A 21,822-nucleotide genomic window follows, 5' to 3' on the forward strand; every position below is an offset into this window, starting at 1 on the left:
ACTCAATCTACTTATCTTTGAAAGGTAAAAACTTTAAGACTTAAATGAAGATATGTCTATCCACAAAGAAGAGGTAAAAAGTGCCCTTTCCCAGGTACTTCATCCAACGTATAGTAAAGACCTGATAACACTGGGCTTAGTTCAGGATTTAATCACACAGGACAAATACATCTCTTTTACGCTTGAGCTACCCAAAAAAGATGATCAACTGGCAAGCAAGCTTAAAAAGGATTGCGAAAAAGCAGTAAAAAAGTTCATTGATCCCGAAGCTGTAGTTGATATAACGATTGGTATCAATATATCAAAACAGCGTGAGCTAGAAGGAAACGGTGGTGATGATCAGCAACAGCAACAAAAGAAAGAGCAGCAGGTTCTTTCCGGTGTGAAGAATGTAATAGCAGTGGCTTCCGGAAAAGGTGGTGTGGGTAAATCTACAATTGCTGCAAATCTGGCTGTTAGTATTGCGCAAACCGGAGCAAAAGTTGGCCTTTTGGATACAGACATCTACGGGCCGAGTATTCCTACGATGTTCGGGGTTTCTGAGCGGCCAAATATTACGACTCAAAAAAAGCTTGTGCCCATTAAAAAACATGGAGTACACTTGGTTTCCATGGGTTTTTTAGTTGATACCGACCAAGCCATGATTTGGAGAGGCCCTATGGTAACCAGTGCCGTAAAACAGTTCATGCAGGAAGTAGAGTGGGGGGAACTCGATTACCTTATTTTAGACCTCCCGCCCGGAACCGGTGATATTCAACTAACCATCGTTCAAACCGTTCCGCTGACAGGTGCTGTAGTGGTTTCCACTCCCCAAAACGTTGCATTAGATGACGCACGAAAAGGAGTTGCCATGTTTGGAAAAGTGAATGTTCCTGTTTTGGGTATCATTGAAAATATGGCGTATTTCGTTCCTGAGGACATGCCCGAGAAAAAATATTACATCTTTGGTAAACATGGAGCCCGCAATCTTGCAAAAAAACTGGAAGTTCCATTCCTGGGAGAAGTTCCACTTCGGGATAACGTTCGGAAAACCAGCGATTCCGGTACACCCATTGTAGCTGATGATCCAACATCGGCCTCCGGTATCTGTCTCAAAGAGATCGCAAACCGTGTTCAACAAACGCTTGCTATCCGAAATAAAGAGCAGGGAGAAACGGAGAAGATTGATATTAAAATTCGGCCATAACCTTTTCAATTATATTCAGCATGGCCGACGAATCAACGAAAAAACAAAACAGATGGAGACGCTCCCTGATTGAGTGGGGAGTACTCATATCTATAGTCCTTTTTCTTTACCTGACCGGTTTGCATACTCAGGTTATTGGAACTCTTCAAAGAGGTCTTTTGGCAACGGGACTCATCAAACCGGATATTCCTGAGCAGATTGACGGCGCTGCATCAGCGAATCTCGATTTTTATTTCAAAGATGAGGAAGGCACGGTGCGCTCACTTAAAAATTTTGAGGGCGACGTAATTTTTATGAATATCTGGGCTACTTGGTGTCCGCCGTGTATCGCAGAGATGCCTTCGATAAATTCTCTTTATGAAGATTTAAAATATGAAGATGGCATTTCATTCGTCATGGTATCGGTGGACGAAGATTTTTCTGAAGCTCAAAATTTTATGAAAAGCCGCGGTTTTGACCTGCCGATCTATCACTATCGAACCAAAGTTCCCGGAACTTACCAGAGTAGAGAAATTCCAACCACTTATGTGATATCCCCGGATTCAAAAATTGTTTTAGAAAAACGAGGATATGCAAAATACAATACAGATGAGTTCAAAGGGTTTTTGATAGATTTGGCAAGATAAAAAGGAAATCATCCGATGAATTCGGAGCCAAAAAAGAAGAGCACAAATAAAAAAAGAACCGGATCACATCTTTATAACTTTTCGGTTTGAAAGAGTTACGAAAGCGAAGCCGCGGCAAATTTTCCGGCTTCAATGCCAATCCCGCCGTAGCGTTCTTAACATCTGTGCTCAATTGTAATTAGCAGAATTCCGCAGCATTTGTCAAGTCCCCGCAAGCATTATTTTCCCACAACTTTTCCACCAAGTTATCCACAAAAAGTGTGGATAACTTCCGGATATCTTATCTCACGAACATCAGTTTTCCAGATTTAGCTGCTCCATTTACAACAATTCGATAGATATAAATTCCGCTGGAGAGTCCGCTCATATCAACGGTTTCTGCGTATCTTCTGGCATCAAGATCTGCATCAACAATTGGCCGCAGGTATTGGCCCGAAACTGTAAATAGATCTAATTTAACGCGTGATCTTTCAGAGATGGCGAATTCAATAACCGGATTCTCCGTATTGTATGAGTTGTTCACTACAAATGGATTTGGATAACTTTGATCAAGCTCAACCAGTTGATCGGTACCTAAGGACTCCCCTTCTAAAGAAATCATATAGGGGGAAGGAAGGTTGCTGGCATCGTGGTTTATAGACAATACAGCCTGGTGCCTTTCATTTGTAGTCGGATCATATTCTACTGTTACTTCTTGAGAGCCTCCCGGTGCGATGGAAAAGGAAGAATTACCCGAAATCGAAAACTGATCGCTATTTACCGATAGAGAACCGGTTAATGGAGCTTCGGCGTCATCCCGGTTGCTAATAACAAGTGTTGTTTCTGCCGTATCACCGGAGTTCAATACTCCAAAATTTAAAGATGTTTGATTTGTAACGAGAATACCGGATGGTATTAAACCGATACATCCTTCGCCAAGGGGCCATCCCATATCACTCAATACTCCGCAAAACAGCGGACCGGGAGTATGAACTGCAAAAGTTCGGTCAATAAAAGGGAGCATTAGAGCATTTATGGATCGACGAAATGCAGTTTGGTCAAAATGAGAATAACTGGATCCCTCATCGAATGGATCCGGAGAATATAGTTTTGCCCGGTTTACTCTTTGCCCCATTAAAGTTCTGTTGGCATCCTGGCCGTCAAAAAAGATTCCTTCCTGTTCACCGACAAGCGCGCTGTACAATTTCGATGAAGGATTTGGATAGGTCGATTCATCGATCAATAAATTATAGTCACCATCCACTACAAATCTATCATAGATAAGAGGGTTCAATTCATTGTTTCCAACTCCCCATTCCGCTATATCTGTCTCATTATCACCACTCATGCTTCCCAAAAAACCAAGCCCGTGCCCTATTTCATGCAAAACCACCGTAACAAAATCCGACCTGTTTTCGGGCACTTGTGCATCTGTTCCAAAATACCAATCACTGAAATTGCATTGAACATTCATGTCGATGTCATACTCAACATTATCCAATTGATCGCGAATGGGCTGTCCTGTTAAAGCACTGAGCTGAGCCATTGAATACCAAGTGTCTGGCTCACCGGCGCCGGAAATCTGCACAATCTGAGACGGCTTGGCACTCCCAAGTGTATTCCCCTCCAGTTCAACCCAATTTGCATTTACCTTGATAGGAACTTCTGAAGAGATGTGCTCCGACCAGATCGACAAAGCGAATTCAAAAGCTGTGATAGCTTCTTCAGGCCACACATCTCCATCGCAGGAGCTAAAATAGTCTACCTGGAATGTTGATTGAGCTTTATTTTTAACGCGATTTAAAACTTCCTCGCTCGATTGAATAAAAAAATTAGCATTGACATTCGTAGGTGGAAGCTTGCAAACATGTTTAGTAGAGCGGGAATCAATAATCTCAAAATTGTTGGAGGGTAGCCCCTGTCCATTTAACAGGGAAATCGAGACAATCGGACAAAGTAGTACAAGAAAGACGAGTTTTCTGAGCATCTGTTTGTGATTCAAAACTGCAAAGGGTTTGTCCAAGATCAATATTTGTTTAAAAATAATGCTGAATGTTCGTAATTAATCGGCAATCCTTCAATCCCTAAATCTTTGTGAACGGTGAATGGTACGGTTTTTCATGGTAAACTTTTAGATATTTAGGAAGGTGTATTTGGCTTTTTTAAACGCTCGTGAGCTGATTTCAGTTTACAAACTGGAAAGAATGTAAAAAGCAAAATCTTCATATAAAGGTTTAAAAATGAATATCAAAGAGAAGAGATCTGCATTTACAAAGGTGATTGGCCTAATTTTATGGATTGGAATCTGTTACCTCGTTGCCTGGACCGGCACTTTAGTTTCGCCCGGAATTGCCTCAGCTGAATGGTATAATGCGTTGAACAAACCATCCTGGAATCCACCCAGCTGGCTGTTCGGCCCGGTCTGGACAACACTCTACACGCTCATGGGAATCGCGGCTTGGTTGGTTTGGAAACGGTTTGGCTTTCGGCATGCAAAAGCTGCATTGGTTGCGTTCCTTGTTCAACTGTTATTGAATGGACTCTGGTCTCAACTCTTTTTTGGGCTGAAGGCGCCCGGCTGGGCTTTCCTGGAAATATTTTTCCTCTTAACAGCAATCTCTGTTACAATCTATCTTTTCTCAATGAAGGATAAAATAGCAGCCTGGTTGATGAGTCCATACCTGCTATGGGTAGGTTTCGCCACAGTTTTGAACGGTACAATCTGGTGGATAAATTGAATCTTATTTTATGATCGCCATCTTCTGCACTTCCATAAAATCGCCGGCCACAAAACGAATAAAATAGGTGCCTGAGGCATAGGCATTCGCCTGTATCCTTTCAAAATAGACACCTGCAGGTCGTTCTCCATCCACTATAGTTGCGACTCTTCTTCCTACAGAATCGAAAAGATCTAAACGCACGTCACTGGATTGCGATAACTCAAAACGAACAGTCGTAGAGGCATTAAAGGGATTGGGGTAGTTGGGTAGAATAGCCGTTTCCTGTACAACCGTTGTAAATTGCTGGGGATCAGTATACTCACTCTCACCCCCCACATTTGTTGCTTTAACACGCCAGTAATAGATTTTAGCGTATTCCAAGGGAGTATTAAGAGTAACCGTTTCTTCCTCGCTCGTTAGTTCTATTAAAGTTTCAGAAGTAAAATTCTCATCATCTGACACCTGGATAACATATTCAAACGCTCGCAGACTTTCTTGCCATGTAAATACTGTACTTACCTGTACTTGCCCCTCATTATCCATTGGCGAGGATAACGTTACAGGCTCGGGTTTCTCAATAATGGTTGTGAAGGAACGCGTTTCACTCCATTCTCCAACGCCTGCAGAATTGATACCTCGAATTCTCCAAAAGTATGTGGTGGAAAAGTCAAAGTTTTGTGTTCTGGAAAAACGCGTTTCGTCCACAGTTCTATTGAAGGTGAGAGGCGAAAAATCCTCCTTTTTAGAGATATGAATTTCGTACTCCTCGGCCCTGTTGTCAGATTGCCAGCTAAGTTGAAAACCGGGTCGCACTTGGGTAGCACCATTTTCAGGCGCAAACAGAGTAATAGCTCTTGGTGGCCTCTGTGCAGTTCTGAACCTGAATTTTGAGCTAAATTTACTATTCCCGGAAGCACTCACGGCCTGAACCCGCCAAAAATAAAGTGAACTGAATTCAAGATCTTCGTTGACTACAAATGAATTGTTTGAAATTGTTTGATCAACTAACAGTTCATCAAATGAAAAATCCGATGCCAACTGAATCCTGTACTCAGTCGCGCCTTCAACCGGATTCCATGCAAGTGTTGGATTGGTGGAATTGTTCCCCTGACCATTGAACGGACTCGCAAGATTTGGCCGGTCTAAAAACCCTTCTTCAGGAATTAAATCGATACAGGCCTGCCCCAGGGGCCATCCCATATCCTGTAAAAGGCCGCAAAACACCGGGCCCGGACTGTGAATAGCCAAGGCCTGATCGAGCTGTGGCCGCATTAATGCATTCTCAGTATTTCCAAATGTAAACTGATCAAAGTGCGAATAGCTCGATCCCTGTGCCCAAGGTGAGGGTGAGTAAAGTGGTATGCGCATATCATCATTGGCAAATTCAGCTTCTGTTCCGCTAAAGTATACACCTCCGTCTCTCCCAACCAAAGCATCATACAGGTCATTCGAAAATTTAGGAAAGAGATTCTCATCAATTAACTCCCGGAAACTGCCTTCAAGAGTAAACTGATCAAAAACAATTGGGAAAGACCCACCATTCTGAGTTCGAACTCCCCAATTAGCAATTTCAGAATTTCGATCACCACTCATACTCCCGGTAAAACCAATTCCATGGCCAATCTCATGCAGCAGAACCGTTACAGCATCCAGGGTACCCGAAGGAGGATTTGCATCTGTTTCAAGATACCAATCGGGAAATTCACAGTTCATATCCACAACGATGTCGTAATTTATATCATCGAACTCCTCTACAAGGTCTAGCTCCGTGAGAGCACTTGCCTGCGCAATCGTATAGAACGTATTTGGAAATACACCATCACCGGTTAGGGAAAAAAGAGTGGTTGGACCGGCCCTTCCCAAAATATCTTCACCCAGTGCTACCCAATTGGCTTCAATTCGAATGGGAACTGTACTATCAAGGTGAGATTCCCATATACTTGCTGCATATTCAAAAGCTGTTTGAGCCTGCTGCGGCCAAACTTCGCCATTACAATTACTTTTATAATCCAACTGAAACGTAGCGTTTTTGGCAGCATTCGGAATATTTTTTCTGAGTGATATTTCCGGCGCATATTTATAGTGAGCATCAATATCCGTCGGGTGAAAAATACAAATCTCGGCATGATCTTGTTCATCCAGCTTGATGTACGTATCCGGCTGTATTTGTTGACTAAATACTGAAAGGGGCAGGAAAATAAAAAACAGAAATAGTGATGGAAATCGAAATAGAGAGAACTGCATATATTCTAAATTAAAGCCTTCTTTTATAGCAGTTCAAAATACATAAATACTTTAAAAAGTATAGTCCAAGTACCTAATTGTTCTTCTTCGTTTCCAAAAGCGAACATAGTTGTTATTATGAGAATCGATCTGCGAGCCTGTTAATCAAGTATCCGCTCTCTTTTAATGCTTGTGAGGCAAAGCTTCCGAAGAAATCGGTAACAGATTCAAACTCCCTCACAAATCCTTTTTTGTCGTCTTTTTCAACCATTTCCATCAATTTTTTTTGATGATTAAAAAAGGAGAGCAACAGATCGCGACGCTCTTTATTTGAGAACACAATATCTGCGTATAATTCTGCATCCTGGGCAAAAATCCGGCCCGTCATCATGAGTTCTGCCCTGTAAATCGGACTTGAATACTCCAACATTTCTGCCGGGTTCAAATCATACTCTTTCATGAACGATCCGTGCAAGAGTGCAACGAAGTGGCGAAGACCCTGTACCAGGTGCATCACATGATCGTGTTTTTCGGGATTGGCTTCAATAATTCTCATTCCCCAAAGTTCGCACTGATTTTTAAACCAATCCGCTTTCTCCGAATCCCGGCCTGCACAGAATACCATCAACTGCTTGGAAAGATTTGGAACATCGGGCCCATGCATTGGGTGAAGCGACACGACAGGACCATCATGCTCCTCCAGCATCGCTTTCAGCGGTTCAGATTTGTTACTTGTAAAATCAGCCAAAATAGTTTCCGGCCTCAGTTTTGGAGCTATTCGTTTGATGACATCCGTAGTGACATGAATCGGCACCGTTACAATCACCAAGTCCAGCTTGGGGATCATCTCCTCCAATTCGTACCAATTCCCTTTATCGATACTGTAAGCAATATGTCCGCTGCTTTCGGTAAATTTCCTGTAAAGAGCTCCCATCCCGCCCTCACCGCCAACATATAAAATGTGTTTCGGCTCCGATGTGGACCGGGGAAATGTATCAGCCGACTGTGCTGCACGCGAAGCCGCCATAATCATTCTCAAAAAATCTTCCGCCCAGTCAGGATCCAATCCCCGGGATTTTGCTTTTTCGCGAAAAGCATCTGTTTTTTCATGCTCGCGGCGAGCTACGAACACTGGAAGCTGTTTCTCCACCTTTCTTTTGAGCACATCCTGAACAACCTCCTTACGCTGCTGAAGGAGATCTAATATTTGATTATCGATCTGATCAATCTTAATTCGCTCTTCCTTCAATTCCTTCTTATCAACCATAGTATTCAATAAAACTAAATGCTGAGCTTTTTTACACTTTATTTCTGTTAAACCTTCAAACGATAAAAGTTAAAACTATCTGCGCGATATTGGTAAAAAACATTCTCGGGAATTTATAACCTCACTTCAAACCTCACCATATATCCAAATCCATCAACTGAACCGATGGGATGACTTTGCAAATCTCTGTTTAGAAGATTATTTAACATGAACACTACTCTCAACCGCTGCTCCCAAAACCATTTAGCGAAAGTAAGATCCATATTTACTCCCGGTGAAACAGTGTTGTTGAATCGGTATAGCTGGAAAGGAAATTGAACATTAAAAGATCGGTTGAGCTCGCCGTCCAGCCTTCTGTATTCTTCCCAGACAGTTTTAGTTTGATACTCCACGTTTAATCGCATCTCCAAATCTGGGTAGGGATGAAAAACGGTGGTATGCCTGATGATATAATCCGGAATCGTTTTCCAATATCTTTCATAGGCTGGTGTACCCTCAAGAGTTTTTGTTCTGTAAAACCCAAAGGATTGATAAAGCCTCTCCGACCAATCCAACTCCGACTTTAATGACAACCGTAAACGATGACCGCTATTCCCGGGAAATAAAAAATAACCCCCAGGCAGTGTACTCAATTCTATGTAATAATAAGCATCCTGGTATGGGATATTGAACTGCTTATGATCGTAATAAGTAGCCTTTATTGTAGTTTTTATCTTTTCTGAAAATAGAAACTGATGCTGATGTGATATCTTTGACAATTCCGTACTTGGTATTTCTATTGGCACGAAATTGTCAATTTTCAATTGATCCAGAAGATAATAGCCGTTGGCAACCCATTCATCGAACGGATTAGCTATTTCAGGTAAAAGTTCAGCGTAAGAACCTGCAAAACCTGTGCTCCAATAATCAGTGAATTCAAAATTTAAAAATCCCTGAAGTTGTAAAGGCATCTCATTATCATGGAACGTCAAAACTGTGGTTGAACCGAAGGTTAACCTCGGACTCATTTGTATGGTTTGATCAAAGAAAATATCCAAATACTTTTGTTCATCATCTTCAATACCACTCGCTTCCAAATCAACGATTTTATATTCTGAACCGAGATCTATCTCAAAACTATTGGTTTCCAGGAAGAGAGATACCCTTCCGATCTCTTCCACTTTTTTCCAATCAAACTCCTCTCCAAATCGATTCCTCCGGTAGCCTGTCCCTTTCTCCCTGTACTGAGCCATAGCCCGAATTCCAAAGTTTTCAGTGAATGAGAATTCTCCTGTCGCCGATAGCTGTTCCGACATTAAATCCGTGGGGATCTCTCGCCCCAACGGCTGAAAAAACAGAAAATCTTCACTCTCCGATTGTATTCCCTGAACCCGGAAATGGAGACGATCCGTTTTAACTCCGGTTTCAAGAAGGCCCAAAAGAGCAGATGAACGGCCATCCGGCCAGTCCGACTCCTCAGGAAAACCTATCAAATTCCGTATTCGAAGCTGCACAAATGGATTTGAATTCAGGAATGAGAGTCTTTGAATATTCCCTTTGGAGTACCATGGGCCAAATTTCAATGAAAATCCTCCATCCAGCCAATGGCCAAACCGGTCGATATTTGGACTCACATTTTCGGAATCAAATATCCAGGGACCGGGCTCCTGGGAATTATGCCCTAATTGGGTTGATGAATAGATCGATAAACCATCTTTTAAATCGCCCGATTGTAATTTTAGTAACCCAGAATGATAGGGCACTCCCGCGGCAACGCCCATTCCGTTCATCGTATTTATCTTAGCAATTTGATTAAGAGGAACCGGCAGCACCTGCGGAAAATTCATCCCGAAATAAGTAGGATCAACTGGAATACCGTCGAGCAAATAGCCGGGTTGAGGGCCATAATATCCAAAATCACCTGTATTCACTTTATAGGATATGCGGTCCAGTGAGAAATAGGTCCACCCTGAGTCCCAAAATAGATCCTCAGTACGCACAATCATTTCGGTTTGGATGGAGTCTTGAGCCGAGGAGTGAAATTTCGGCTCAGAAGGTCTGTCTACAGATGGTTTTGCAAACAGAATGAGTGACATGTAGAGTACTTTTAAGATCATTTCAGAAAGTTCTCCATTCCATCTGATGTATTAAAAATAAATGTAAAACCGGCTGTTCCCATCCACTCGGCATACGGAATTTTAAAACGGGTTTGATTGATGGCAGCCGACGAATAAAACTCCAGCCTTTCATTAATTCTGTATTGAATACGGAACAGTACTTCATATGAAAATTCACTTTCAAACCGACTGAACTGATACTCATCACGATAGGTCGCTTGTTCATCAAAAATCATATAGCGGCTACCAAACCGAATTCCCGGAACAATGGAGAGGTCTTTCTCACCTGATACATAATGTGTATAGTTCCATCCGGCAAAAATATAGGTGGAGTTAAATCCTGAATCATCGAATTGGAGTTCATTATACCTGGTGTACCGCGCCCCGATTTCAAAATTGCCAAAATAATATGGCGTGGTGAGTTCGAATCCAAAACCTCCGGTGGGAGACCAGCTTTTTTGAACTGTATTTCCACCCAAAACAGCATTACCTGTAAGTGTGAATTTCAACTCACTGAAAGCATCCTGTGAATGGATAAAGTGACTCCACCCTGAAATGAATAGAATAATTATAGTTAGAAATATTTTTCTCATATCCTGCCGCATAAAGACCATCACAATACGATGGATAATATGACAAACCCACGGATTTGTTTCACATCTTATTTTCAATTAGTAACAGTAACCAGAATCGACAAAAGCATAACCAAATTCTGTCTTCATATGTAGTTATTTATATTTTCATATAAACATGAGAATAACAAGTTTAAAGTCCATACCAACTCTTCTCTCATTCCGATTGATACTCTACATACTTTCTACAGGCCTATTTTTTAATACTTACCAAGATGCCTTATTTTTAGTGCAGTAAATGAATTAAATCAAAATAAAACTTACACTTACAAAATTATGAAATTAGTAGACCCATCAGGTAAAGAGGTAACCAGCAAAGAGAATAAGCAGGCAAAAGAGTTAGAGAAACAACTCGATTCTAAAATTGAAAAATTGCTTGAACCGGTCATTAATAAGATCAAACTATCGGGAGCTCAAATTCCCCAGCAACAGTTTATGCAGTTGACTTCAGCGGCTCAGCAGATGTTATTTAACCGAATGGTATTCAACCTACTCATTAAGTCCGGAGTAGAAGATATTTCTGAAGTACTGACTGAGGATGATGTTGAGGAACTTTCCACCAGTCTTAAAAATCAACTCCAGGTTGTGGATCCATCTGAGCAGCAAGGAAACCCCCAAAGCGATCAGCCTTGATTCATGATCAATGAAATAATTTCAATCATAAATCGATAGATTCAATCCGCATCGCAAAACCCGGTGCGGATTTTTTATTGCTGTATTATTACCATTCCACAGTTGGCCTAAACGTTCACTCAAAAATGAATGTTTTTAAAGTAACTCGATGAAACTCTAAATTGAACACAATAGCCATGACAAGAGGAGAAAATTTTATCAACGGAACATGGAGAGAAGGCGGTAACGGTACACTGGATATGATTAATCCGTCGTACGATTCTAAAATTGGCGAAATTGCACGCAGTAGTGAAGCGGATGTGAATGATGCTGTTTCCGCTGCCCGTGATGCCTATAATGGTGAATGGGGGAGTACCGATGCGGTTGAACGCGGACGTTATCTACACAGAATCTCGCAAATATTAGATGATCATGCAGATGAATTAGCTGAACTTGAATCGAAAGATACGGGCAAACCACTTTCTCAGGCCAAAGGAGATGCCAAACTGATTGCCCGCTATTTTGAATTTTATGCCGGTGCCGCCGATAAGCTTCACGGTGAAACAATTCCCTATCAAAATGGATATACAGTCTATACTCAAAGAGTGCCGTACGGTGTAACCGGACATATTATACCCTGGAATTATCCACTGCAGATGACGGGGCGAACGTTGGCTCCTTCCCTCGCTGTTGGGAATTCGGTAGTATTTAAACCGGCTGAGGATGCATGCCTGGCGGTTGTGAGAGCATTTGAACTGATTGATGACGTTGATCTGCCGGCCGGAAGCATCAATTTGGTTACCGGAACCGGCGAAGAAGCAGGATCAGCCCTCGCCAATCATCCCGGAATTGACAAACTATCCTTTACCGGATCTCCGCGGGTGGGCGCTCAGGTTATGAAGCAATCAGCCGACCACATACGACCGGTCGTACTCGAACTGGGTGGAAAATCCCCGCAGGTTATTTTTGAGGATGCCGATGTGGATGACGCCCTTCCAGTAGTAGTCAATGCAATTATCCAAAATGCAGGGCAAACCTGCTCAGCCGGCTCTCGATTGGTGATCCACCGGGATATTCACGATTCATTTATTGATCGGTTGATTGAGCGATTCAACAGTATCACAGTTGATGTTGCGGAAAAGGATCCGGACATTGGGCCCATCATCAATAAAAAGCAGTTAGAGCGAATTGAGAAGTTTGTTAACAGTGCCGTTGAAGGAGGTGCAGAGATCTTAGCCCGATCACAAAAACCCAAGGGCGATGGATATTTCTATCCGCCCACTCTTTTAGGCTCAATTGATAACAACAGCGATATTGCGCAAAAAGAGGTATTTGGCCCGGTTCTCACAGTTCACACATTTCAAGATGAGAAGGAAGCCATTCAAATTGCAAATAATGTTGAGTATGGGCTGGTGGGAGCTGTCTGGACTCGTGATAATGGTCGTGCTCACAGGGTATCGAATGCCATCAGGGCAGGGCAGGTTTATGTGAATGGCTATGGCGCCGGCGGTGGTGTTGAACTGCCTTTTGGCGGGATGAAAAAGAGCGGTTTTGGCCGTGAAAAAGGATTCGAAGCCATGCATGATTTTAGTGTAGTAAAGACAACAGTTATCAATCACGGGTAGAAAATTTTATTCTATTACTGTAGAGCTCTCTAAATAGATAGTGTAGAGTTCAATACCATAATTTTCTTTCATATTTTACGTAAAAGGAGCTAATCAAACAGGGAACACTATGAAGACTTTATTTACACACGCCGTTGTAGCATTAGATCATTCGCAGGCCAGCGATATTATCCTGGATCAACTGCCATACCTCAAAGAGTTGGGATTGAAGAAGGTAACTTTAATTACAGTTGTTTCAGTTGCCTACACAGATGATGAAGGAGAGGTAGAAACCGATTTGACTCCATATGAAGATAAATTGGAGAACTACAAAAAAAGAATGGAAAATGCCGGACTTGCAGCAGAAATCGAGATAATATCCGGTTCATACGCTTTCCCGCCAACCGAGATCATGAAAACAGCCGATGAAAAGAATGCGGATCTTATCATTATCGGGAACAGAGGGCACAGTATGGTACAGGAGATGCTTCTGGGAAGTACCGCAACGGAGGTTTTACAGCGCTCTCATCTTCCTGTTTTACTCCTGAATATGGATATGGAGTACGTGGATGAAGATGAAAAGGAGAGGCATTTGGTTGTTCATCATTCCTTTGAAAATGTTCTCAGTCACGTTCTCCACGCAACCGATTTTTCTGATACAGCCGACCGTGCATTCAAGGTAGTTCAGGATCTTGATGCAAAGGGTAACGTTGGTAAAGTTTCGCTCATTCATGTCCAGGGACATCACGCACTGGCACTAAGTGATCCCATCAGCCACGACGAATTGATGAAGATGAATGAGGAGAACCTGGAAGAGATGCGGAACACGCTTTCTGACAGTACTCGCGAAGACTCCGAAATAATTATCACTTTTGGAACACCCGGGAAGGAGATTATTCAGACTATTGAAGAGCGTGGGATTACGTTGGCGGTATTGGGAAGCCAGGGGAAAGGGTTTGTCCACGAATTTTTCCTTGGCGGGGTGAGTACCCAGGTCACGCGCTTCAGCAAAATACCTGTTTTATTAATTCCGGCGGAAAGAGAACAATAATTTTTTCTTTAATTCGGGAATAAATGATTACATGCCTTCTTGTAATTCAGGCGATATGCTTTCAATCATATAATAGGTAGGCGCTTCGGGACCCACGGGAAAACCCAAACCAAATACCCAGACATAGAACAGAATCATCCATCCAAGGAAGAAGAATATACTATACGGAAGCATCATAGAGATAATAGTTCCGATTCCGAGATCTTTATCATACCGGTTGGCAAATGCCAGGATCAGCCCGAAGTAACTCATCATTGGCGTGATGATATTCGTTACTGAATCGCCTATTCGATATGCAGCCTGAATCACCTCCGGGCTATATCCGATTAGCATAAGCATTGGAACAAATATCGGCGCGGTAACCGCCCACTGTGCTGACGCCGATCCAAGCATTAAATTCACAGACCCCGAAACAAGAATAAAACCGATAAAGATGATTGGGCCTGTCATACCAATATCCTGCAAAAACTGAGCTCCTTTAACGGCAAATATTTGGCCTAGATTACTCCACCCAAAGTAGGCTACAAACTGAGCAGCAAAAAATACGATGACAATATAGAGTCCCAGTGTAGACATTGCCTGGGACATCCCTTTAATGACATCGCGATCGTTTTTCATAGTTCCCATTACCCGTCCGTAAACAAATCCCGGGATAAGAAAACAGATGAAAATAAATGTTACAATACCATCTAAAAACGGAGAGTTCAGCATTTCTCCTGTCTCAGGATTTCTCAATACGCCATTTTCCGGAACTATTGTTAAAGCCAAAACAACAAACATCAGGAGAACGGATAATCCAGTCCACTTTAAAGCTTTGATCTCTTGAGCTGACAATGGATCCATAGAAGCTTCTTCAGAGAGATCTTCCATTGCCATCTCTTCGCTATAAGTTCCAAGTTTGGGTTCAACTATTCTCAGCGTTACAAATGTCCCCAGCCCAGTAATCAAAAATGTGCTGATAAACATAAAATACCAGTTTACAGCTGCATGGATTGAATACTCGGGATCGATCAGATTTGCCGCCTCCTGTGTGAGGCCGGCAAGAAGCGGATCAATTGTTCCTATAAGGAGATTTGCACTATATCCTCCCGAAACACAGGCAAAAGCACATGCCAGTCCGGCAAGCGGATGCCGGCCCATAGAATGAAATATCACAGCCGCAAGCGGAACTAAAACAACATACCCCATCTCTGAGGCAGTATTGGATACGACGGCTGCGAAACAGATGGCAATAGTAACCAGGTTCTTCGGAGTGATCACAAAATTTATCACCCGGTAATATATACCTGCAAACCCACCCTTATCTGTTCCTTTTGGTTTAAAAGAAGCTGCTTTTAAGACAATCCCGCGAATACAAGCCCCAATAAGTCCCGAATGTTCGGCGACACCTACACCCAGAAGGGCCACAAGCACTACACCCAAGGGAGCAAAACTGGTAAAATTGTCTACCAGGTTTACAACGATTCTTCTCAAACCCTCTCCGTTTAAGAGACTGACCGGTTCTATAATTCCATCCGGAGCTCTTCCCGGTGCACCTTCCGGCCTTGGATCCGGTGCCGACCAATCAAGCCAGTCCGCAATGCCACTGAAAAGAACTACCCCAAGGGCAAAAAGTGCGAACAACGTAACCGGGTGCGGTAATAAATTTCCCAGCCACTCAACGAAGTCAAGAAATCGCGTGAAAAGTGTTTTTTTGTCGTCTCTTTCCGGAGGTGTAGTTTTTTCAATATTCCTTTTTTTGGTACTTTCCATTGCGTTGGAATAGGTTTTTTGCCTTAAAAGATAGGTTCAGGAGATTTAATAAAATTATTTACATCATATCGATTATCATGATGCTTTTATTGTATTGGCGGGTTTAAAAACCTGTTTAAATAGAGTTCCTGTAAGTGTAGCAATACCTCCGACAAGAGCTGCAATTAAAAATGTGGCCAACAGAATAATCCAATGAGATCCGATACCCATCATCTCTGCGATCCTGGATGAGAGGATTGAGTCGTTGGCAATATCGATGTAGAGAGCCTGCAAGAACCATGCAAATCCACATGCGAAAAACCCGGTTATGAATGCTCTGAATCCACCCTCCAACAACCAGGCCCCAAAAATCAACCCCGGGATAACGATTCCCCACCAGGGCAGGAAAAGTGTTAAAAACCAAGAAAAAAACAGAATTGCGATGAAAGCGCGCATTGAAATATTGTTTATTCAAAAATCTTATTGATAATATGGCTTTGAGGTTAAAACTCAAACACAAAACCAGCTGATGGAATCACCTAAACAGAAATCATTTCCCTTTATGAATAGATCTTTTGTACGACACCTTCATTTTGATCTGATATCGATTATTCTGATCTTAACAGGTACTATTTTCAAGATGAAAATAGTTCGTAATATTTAAAATAAAGTGGTCTGAATCATGGCAAAGGTTGAAGTTGAAATGCCCCAAATGGGAGAGTCCGTTATGGAGGGAACCGTTATCGAATGGAAAAAGAAGGTAGGGGATGCGGTTGAAGTGGATGAAACACTCCTTGAGATCGCAACGGACAAGGTAGATACAGAAGTACCTTCACCTGAAGCCGGGGTTTTAGTAGAAATTTTGGTTGAAGAAGATGAAACTGTAGAAGTAGGCCAGGTCATTGCCGTGATCGATACAGAAGGAGAACCTTTCGAGAGCAGCGATGATTCATCAACTAGCGACGAGGCTAAAGATGAAACGACTGAAGAACCAGATGAATCAGAACAAGAGGAAAAAACAGAAGAACCTGTTGAGTCCGATACATCGTCCGACGGCCAGGATGAGGGAGAACGCATTGAAGTTGAAATGCCGCAGATGGGCGAATCTGTAATGGAAGGAACGGTTATTGAATGGGCCAAAGAAGTAGGCGATAAAGTTGAAGTGGATGAAACACTTCTTGAGATAGCCACAGATAAAGTTGATACTGAAGTCCCCTCCCCTTCTGAAGGATATCTCGCTGAAATTTTAGTTGAAGAGGGTGATACAGTTGAAGTTGGACAAACTATTGCCATCATAACCACAGGAAAACCTTCTGGTGCTTCAAAAACAGCGGAAAAAGAACAGAAAACCGAAAAAACCTCAGCAACCAAACAAACAAGTAATGGGAAAGCCAAAAGTGCTGAAAAAGTAGCTGACGGTACCTCCAAACCACAGCGGAAAGGGTCCGACGGCCGTTTCTATTCACCCTTAGTGCGATCTATTGCCAGTGAAGAGGGTATCAGCCAGGAAGAGCTCGAATCCATTGAAGGAAGCGGTAAAGACGGTCGCGTTTCGAAGGAGGATATTCTCTCCTATGTTAAAGATAAAAAAGCCGGGAAAATTGAAACATCACCTGCCGCAGAAGGAAAAGAAAAAATTGCAAAAGCAGCCGGGAAAACCGGAGAGAAAGGTAAAATTTCGGCCGGAGAGCTGAATGTGCAACGTCCTCACGAAAATGTAGAGATTGTTAAAATGGATCGTATGCGGAAGGTGATTGCCGAGCACATGGTGCGATCTAAGCAAACATCAGCACATGTTACCACCTTCAGCGATGTGGATGTGAGTAACATTGTGAAGTGGCGTGAGGCTAACAAACAAAAATTCTACGAACAGACGGGGCTCAAACTTACATACACACCGATATTTCTGGAAGCATTTATACAGGCAATCGGTGAATTTCCACTGATAAACAGCTCAGTAGACGGAGATGAAATTCATCTCAAAAAAGATATCAACTTTGGCCTGGCAGTTGCGCTGGGTGAAGGCGGAAAAGGCGGGCTGATTGTTCCGGTTATCAAACAGGCTCAAAATAAGAACCTGGCCGGCATTGCGAAGGCAGTTCACGATTTAGCTAATAAAGCTCGAAACAAAGATCTCAACCCTGATGACCTTGTAGGCGGAACTATTACCCTAACAAATTACGGAAGCGTTGGCAACCTGATGGGAACACCGATTATCAATCAACCCCAGGTAGCTATTCTGGGGACGGGTGTGATCGAAAAACGCCCTGTCGTTCTGGAAACCGACCAGGGAGATGTAATTGCAATCCGCCATAAGATGTACTTATCGATGAGTTACGATCACCGAATTATTGATGGAGCCCACGGTGGTGCATTTATGAGCCGGGTAAAAGAACTACTCGAAAATTTCGATACAGACCGTGCGATTTAAATACGACTCTTGATGGCTTCTATCTTCTACCGTAAAAATGTTTGGCGCAAGCGTCTCGCTTGTACCGATTACGGCAATTTGTCACAAGTGAGGATATTTACGTCATCTACATGGTATCTTCTGATTCTATTTGTCTTCTCATCCTTTCTGTTTTCATGTACCGAGAAAATTAACAAAATCGGCGCATCAGAAGACTGGAAAGTTTCCCTTGGTGACAAATACAGCAGCCAGTATTCACATCTCGATCAGATCACCCGCGAAAATGTGGATCAGCTTGAAGTTGCCTGGACCTACCGCAGCGGTGATGCAGATACCCTGGCAAATTCTCAAATCCAGGCCAATCCTCTGATTATCGACGGGACTCTTTATTCCACGACTCCCCGCTTGAATGTTGTTGCTCTCGATGCCGCAACGGGCAACGAAAAGTGGCGGTTCAACCCCTTCCCTGATTCACTTGAAATTCAAACCTGGCTGAATGTAAATCGCGGGGTTACCTATTGGGAAAACGGTAACGACAAACGCATTCTGTTTACTGCCGGGCCTGAACTTTATGCAATTGATGCGTCCAACGGTGAGCTTGTTGAATCGTTTGGAGAGGAAGGCACAAGCAGCCTGAAAGCCGGATTCCCGGGCCGTGCAGAAGATCTTTACGTCGTTACGACATCCCCCGGAATTGTATTCGAAAACTTGATCATCATTGGGTCTCGTGTTTCAGAGGGATCGGATGCGGCACCGGGCGATATACGTGCATTCAACGTTCGAACCGGGGAACTAGAATGGACATTTCATACGATCCCACATCCCGGTGAATTTGGTTATGATACCTGGGAAGACCCTGATGCCTGGCAAAAAATGGGAGGAGCCAATAGCTGGCCGGGAATGGCTTTGGATGAAGAACGCGGTATTGTTTACGTCCCAACAGGCTCTGCCTCTCCTGATTTTTACGGTGGAAATCGAAAAGGATCTAACTTGTTTGCCAACTCCCTGCTGGCATTGGATGCTTCAACTGGTAAACGAATCTGGCATTATCAAACCGTTCATCATGACTTATGGGATCGGGATCTGCCCTCAGCCCCCAACCTTGTAACGGTCACGCACGATGGTGAGGAGATAGACGCCGTATCTCAAACCACAAAAACAGGTTTTATCTTTCTGTTTGATCGTGAAACCGGCGAGCCTCTTTTCCCTATTGAAGAAACGGAAGTGCCCACGGATACAAATTTGGAAGGTGAAGAAGTTTGGCCCACCCAGCCAATACCTGTCAAACCTGAACCTATGACCCGTCAGCACCTGCCCGACTCGGCAATCAATCCGTACGTTTCTGAAGAGATACAAGCGGATTTGAAAAACCAGTTACAAACTCTGAATCGAGCACATATGTATGAACCGCCATCACTTAAAGGTACATTAATGGTTCCAGGTTACGATGGGGGTGCAGAATGGGGTGGCAGTGCATTCGATCCTGAAACCGGAATTCTATATGTGAACAGCAACGAAGTGCCGTGGACACTTACGATGGTTCCAGCTGAAACCCAATCAAGAGGGTCAGCCGAAAATTCAATTGCATTTGGGCAGAGCACTTATATGAGCTACTGTATCGCATGTCATGGACCGGACCGCCAAGGAACAGGAAATAACCCAACCCTGATCGGTGTAGACGATTTGTATACTCCCCAAGAAATGCTGGAACTCATTAACACAGGCCGGCGAATGATGCCCGGCTTCAATCACCTTTCTGAGAATCGAAAGAAATCTGTTGTCAATTTTCTTATTGATGAAACTCATTTTGATGTCGATTTTACCGAATCAGATAAACAGGAGTTGACAGCGGAGTCCGAGTCCTCTCCATATGTTATGACAGGCTACAACAAATTTCGAACACCTGAGGGATACCCCGCCAGCAGCCCGCCATGGGGTACGCTGAATGCCATTAATTTGAATACGGGCGAATATGTATGGAAAATTCCATTTGGTGAATATCCTGAATTGGCTGAGCAGGGAGTCCCAACAACGGGAACTGAAAATTACGGCGGCCCCGTTGTAACCGCAGGTGGCGTACTCTTTATTGCAGCCACACTTGACGAAAAAATCCGGGCATTCGACAAAGAAACAGGCAATCTGTTGTGGGAATATAAGCTTCCGGTAGCCGGATACGCCACTCCCAGCGTATATTCAGTAGATGGAAAACAATACGTGGTAATTGCCTGTGGAGGAGGAAAACTCGGAACTAAATCAGGAGATTACTATATCGCTTTTGCCCTTCCAAATTCATAGGTTTCAAAAAAGATCTCCGCATAAATAAATAATTTATGGACGTATTTTCTGAAATTGATTCTATAAGATCATTCATCAAAAAAAAGAAGACAGAAGCGAAAACAATTGGATTTGTTCCCACGATGGGTTCACTCCATGAGGGTCATCTCTCACTGATAAAAATTGCTGCAGAAAAGGCTGATGAAGTAATTGTATCAATCTACGTTAACCCTGAGCAGTTTGGGCCGGATGAAGATTTCGAACAGTATCCGCGTGAGTTGGATTCCGATCTGGAAAAGTGTGAAGAGCTTGGTGTCTCAGCAGTATTCACGCCTTCGGATGAGAACATGTATGGTTATACACAATATCTTCGGATTGAGATCGATAAATTGAACAGATACATTGACGGAGGATCTAGACCCGGATTCTTTGAGGGCATATTATTGGTAGTTAATAAACTGTTTAACATCATTGAGCCGGATTTTGCCGTATTTGGACAAAAGGATATCCAGCAGTTTATTATCCTCCAGCAAATGGTCACGGAGTTCAATCACGGTGTTGAACTGGTAATGGGGCCTATTATTCGGGCAAACGACGGATTGGCCCTAAGCAGCCGAAATGCATACCTTAGCGAAGAGGAACGACAAAAAGCTCCGAGTTTATACAGAAGCCTCCAATATATTGAAAAACAGATTGCCGGAGGGGTTGACAAACCAAAGCTTTTGTTGGCACATCAGAAGAGCGAATTGGAAGCAAAAGGTTTAGAAATTGATTATCTTAATCTTTTTGATAAAAAAACGTTAAAGCCTGCGGAAACGTTAATTAAAGATGAACAATATATTATAGCCGGTGCCGTATGGTTAGGAGTTACCCGGCTTATAGACAACATTTTGATTGAATTATAAGATTTTTTTGATATGAAACTTTCGATGTTCAAATCCAAACTACACCAGATGAAGGTCACCGAGGCCAACCTCATGTATGAAGGGAGCATCACAATTGATGAAGACCTGTTGGATATGGCCAACATCCTTCCGTATGAAAAAGTCTCAGTAGTGAATATCACGAACGGTTCACGGCTTGAAACATACACTATTCCCGGTGAGAGAGGCAGCCGAATCTGTTGTATGAATGGTGCTGCCGCCCGCCTGACTCAGGTTAATGATCGAATAATTGTAATTTCATTCGCTGAAATGGAACCTGAAGAGGCACAAAATCATAAACCTACTGTGGTAGTTGTGGATGAAAACAATGAGCCTCAAAAAATTCTTGAACAAAATGTTCACGGAAAATCATTTGATCTCGAGAGCGGCCTAATTGAGTCGCCTAATTAAACGATGTTGTTTAGATCGAAAAAAAAGCCCGTTCTGATTTTTCGTAACGGGCTTTTTTGATTTTTTAAACAGCATAT

Annotated in this window: 17 protein-coding genes; 10 read left to right on the top strand and 7 right to left on the bottom strand. The window is 42.9% G+C overall.

Going from position 1 to position 21,822, the window contains the following annotated elements:
- Positions 1 to 52 precede the first annotated feature (52 nt).
- On the top strand, positions 53 to 1,186 hold the full coding sequence (locus L6773_RS08480; protein ID WP_237853444.1) for an Mrp/NBP35 family ATP-binding protein: 1,134 nt from the start codon (positions 53 to 55) through the stop codon (positions 1,184 to 1,186).
- Between the two features lie 20 nt (positions 1,187 to 1,206).
- Entirely contained in the window at positions 1,207 to 1,812 is a 606-nt protein-coding gene (locus L6773_RS08485; RefSeq protein WP_237853445.1) for a TlpA family protein disulfide reductase, read from the top strand.
- A gap of 280 nt (positions 1,813 to 2,092) precedes the next feature.
- Here the strand turns inward: L6773_RS08485 and L6773_RS08490 are convergent, their stop codons facing one another.
- Positions 2,093 to 3,778: a choice-of-anchor D domain-containing protein gene (locus tag L6773_RS08490; protein WP_237853446.1), complete on the bottom strand. Its 1,686-nt coding sequence runs from the start codon at positions 3,776 to 3,778 to the stop codon at positions 2,093 to 2,095.
- 253 nt (positions 3,779 to 4,031) lie between these two features.
- Between L6773_RS08490 and L6773_RS08495 the strand changes: the two genes are divergently transcribed.
- Complete coding sequence (locus L6773_RS08495) at positions 4,032 to 4,529, top strand: TspO/MBR family protein (RefSeq protein WP_237853447.1); 498 nt, start codon at positions 4,032 to 4,034, stop codon at positions 4,527 to 4,529.
- A 3-nt stretch (positions 4,530 to 4,532) separates the two neighbouring features.
- Here the strand turns inward: L6773_RS08495 and L6773_RS08500 are convergent, their stop codons facing one another.
- The 4 genes from L6773_RS08500 to L6773_RS08515 all read right to left on the bottom strand — a co-directional run bounded on the left by L6773_RS08500 (position 4,533) and on the right by L6773_RS08515 (position 10,690).
- Positions 4,533 to 6,755 (bottom strand): T9SS type A sorting domain-containing protein, encoded by a 2,223-nt coding sequence (locus L6773_RS08500; protein ID WP_237853448.1) that lies wholly within the window; start codon positions 6,753 to 6,755, stop codon positions 4,533 to 4,535.
- Positions 6,756 to 6,870: 115 nt separating this feature from the next.
- Positions 6,871 to 8,001 (bottom strand): bifunctional chorismate mutase/prephenate dehydrogenase, encoded by a 1,131-nt coding sequence (gene tyrA / locus L6773_RS08505; protein WP_237853449.1) that lies wholly within the window; start codon positions 7,999 to 8,001, stop codon positions 6,871 to 6,873.
- A 113-nt stretch (positions 8,002 to 8,114) separates the two neighbouring features.
- Positions 8,115 to 10,097, bottom strand: coding sequence for a hypothetical protein (locus L6773_RS08510; protein WP_237853450.1), 1,983 nt, complete (start codon positions 10,095 to 10,097; stop codon positions 8,115 to 8,117).
- Positions 10,094 to 10,690: a hypothetical protein gene (locus L6773_RS08515; RefSeq protein ID WP_237853451.1), complete on the bottom strand. Its 597-nt coding sequence runs from the start codon at positions 10,688 to 10,690 to the stop codon at positions 10,094 to 10,096. The genes L6773_RS08510 and L6773_RS08515 overlap by 4 nt, the downstream gene beginning before the upstream one ends.
- A gap of 315 nt (positions 10,691 to 11,005) precedes the next feature.
- On the opposite strand from L6773_RS08515, the gene L6773_RS08520 reads away from it, so the two are divergent.
- From L6773_RS08520 to L6773_RS08530, 3 genes are all read left to right on the top strand, one after another.
- Positions 11,006 to 11,362, top strand: coding sequence for a hypothetical protein (locus L6773_RS08520; protein ID WP_237853452.1), 357 nt, complete (start codon positions 11,006 to 11,008; stop codon positions 11,360 to 11,362).
- 176 nt (positions 11,363 to 11,538) lie between these two features.
- Complete coding sequence (locus L6773_RS08525; protein WP_237853453.1) at positions 11,539 to 12,966, top strand: aldehyde dehydrogenase family protein; 1,428 nt, start codon at positions 11,539 to 11,541, stop codon at positions 12,964 to 12,966.
- A 109-nt stretch (positions 12,967 to 13,075) separates the two neighbouring features.
- Entirely contained in the window at positions 13,076 to 13,996 is a 921-nt protein-coding gene (locus L6773_RS08530) for a universal stress protein (RefSeq protein WP_237853454.1), read from the top strand.
- 27 nt (positions 13,997 to 14,023) lie between these two features.
- On the opposite strand, the gene L6773_RS08535 is transcribed toward L6773_RS08530, so the two are convergent.
- On the bottom strand, positions 14,024 to 15,748 hold the full coding sequence (locus L6773_RS08535; protein ID WP_237853455.1) for an AbgT family transporter: 1,725 nt from the start codon (positions 15,746 to 15,748) through the stop codon (positions 14,024 to 14,026).
- A 75-nt stretch (positions 15,749 to 15,823) separates the two neighbouring features.
- Positions 15,824 to 16,183, bottom strand: coding sequence for a hypothetical protein (locus tag L6773_RS08540; RefSeq protein WP_237853456.1), 360 nt, complete (start codon positions 16,181 to 16,183; stop codon positions 15,824 to 15,826).
- Between the two features lie 226 nt (positions 16,184 to 16,409).
- On the opposite strand from L6773_RS08540, the gene sucB reads away from it, so the two are divergent.
- From sucB to panD, 4 genes are read left to right on the top strand one after another with little or no spacing between them, the layout of a single operon-like run.
- On the top strand, positions 16,410 to 18,158 hold the full coding sequence (gene sucB / locus L6773_RS08545; RefSeq protein WP_237853457.1) for a 2-oxoglutarate dehydrogenase, E2 component, dihydrolipoamide succinyltransferase: 1,749 nt from the start codon (positions 16,410 to 16,412) through the stop codon (positions 18,156 to 18,158).
- Positions 18,159 to 18,170: 12 nt separating this feature from the next.
- A complete protein-coding gene (locus tag L6773_RS08550) occupies positions 18,171 to 20,432 on the top strand; it encodes an outer membrane protein assembly factor BamB family protein (RefSeq protein ID WP_237853458.1) in 2,262 nt (753 codons plus the stop codon).
- Between the two features lie 35 nt (positions 20,433 to 20,467).
- Complete coding sequence (gene panC, locus L6773_RS08555; protein WP_237853459.1) at positions 20,468 to 21,316, top strand: pantoate--beta-alanine ligase; 849 nt, start codon at positions 20,468 to 20,470, stop codon at positions 21,314 to 21,316.
- 12 nt (positions 21,317 to 21,328) lie between these two features.
- Positions 21,329 to 21,745: an aspartate 1-decarboxylase gene (panD, locus tag L6773_RS08560; protein ID WP_369431555.1), complete on the top strand. Its 417-nt coding sequence runs from the start codon at positions 21,329 to 21,331 to the stop codon at positions 21,743 to 21,745.
- The last annotated feature ends 77 nt before the right edge of the window (positions 21,746 to 21,822 follow it).

This window comes from Rhodohalobacter sulfatireducens, assembly GCF_022012475.1.
Classification (GTDB): domain Bacteria; phylum Bacteroidota; class Rhodothermia; order Balneolales; family Balneolaceae; genus Rhodohalobacter; species Rhodohalobacter sulfatireducens.

What these genes read in the sequence shown, in the direction of transcription:
- L6773_RS08495 (WP_237853447.1), top strand. Translation starts at nt 4,032, where the DNA reads ATGAATATCAAAGAGAAGAGATCTGCATTTACAAAGGTGATTGGCCTA.
- L6773_RS08525 (WP_237853453.1), top strand. Translation starts at nt 11,539, where the DNA reads ATGACAAGAGGAGAAAATTTTATCAACGGAACATGGAGAGAAGGCGGT.
- L6773_RS08500 (WP_237853448.1), bottom strand. Translation starts at nt 6,755, where the DNA reads ATGCAGTTCTCTCTATTTCGATTTCCATCACTATTTCTGTTTTTTATT.
- sucB (WP_237853457.1), top strand. Translation starts at nt 16,410, where the DNA reads ATGGCAAAGGTTGAAGTTGAAATGCCCCAAATGGGAGAGTCCGTTATG.
- L6773_RS08490 (WP_237853446.1), bottom strand. Translation starts at nt 3,778, where the DNA reads ATGCTCAGAAAACTCGTCTTTCTTGTACTACTTTGTCCGATTGTCTCG.
- L6773_RS08520 (WP_237853452.1), top strand. Translation starts at nt 11,006, where the DNA reads ATGAAATTAGTAGACCCATCAGGTAAAGAGGTAACCAGCAAAGAGAAT.
- L6773_RS08480 (WP_237853444.1), top strand. Translation starts at nt 53, where the DNA reads ATGTCTATCCACAAAGAAGAGGTAAAAAGTGCCCTTTCCCAGGTACTT.
- tyrA (WP_237853449.1), bottom strand. Translation starts at nt 8,001, where the DNA reads ATGGTTGATAAGAAGGAATTGAAGGAAGAGCGAATTAAGATTGATCAG.
- panC (WP_237853459.1), top strand. Translation starts at nt 20,468, where the DNA reads ATGGACGTATTTTCTGAAATTGATTCTATAAGATCATTCATCAAAAAA.
- L6773_RS08540 (WP_237853456.1), bottom strand. Translation starts at nt 16,183, where the DNA reads ATGCGCGCTTTCATCGCAATTCTGTTTTTTTCTTGGTTTTTAACACTT.
- L6773_RS08510 (WP_237853450.1), bottom strand. Translation starts at nt 10,097, where the DNA reads ATGATCTTAAAAGTACTCTACATGTCACTCATTCTGTTTGCAAAACCA.
- panD (WP_369431555.1), top strand. Translation starts at nt 21,329, where the DNA reads ATGAAACTTTCGATGTTCAAATCCAAACTACACCAGATGAAGGTCACC.
- L6773_RS08550 (WP_237853458.1), top strand. Translation starts at nt 18,171, where the DNA reads ATGGCTTCTATCTTCTACCGTAAAAATGTTTGGCGCAAGCGTCTCGCT.
- L6773_RS08485 (WP_237853445.1), top strand. Translation starts at nt 1,207, where the DNA reads ATGGCCGACGAATCAACGAAAAAACAAAACAGATGGAGACGCTCCCTG.
- L6773_RS08515 (WP_237853451.1), bottom strand. Translation starts at nt 10,690, where the DNA reads ATGAGAAAAATATTTCTAACTATAATTATTCTATTCATTTCAGGGTGG.
- L6773_RS08535 (WP_237853455.1), bottom strand. Translation starts at nt 15,748, where the DNA reads ATGGAAAGTACCAAAAAAAGGAATATTGAAAAAACTACACCTCCGGAA.
- L6773_RS08530 (WP_237853454.1), top strand. Translation starts at nt 13,076, where the DNA reads ATGAAGACTTTATTTACACACGCCGTTGTAGCATTAGATCATTCGCAG.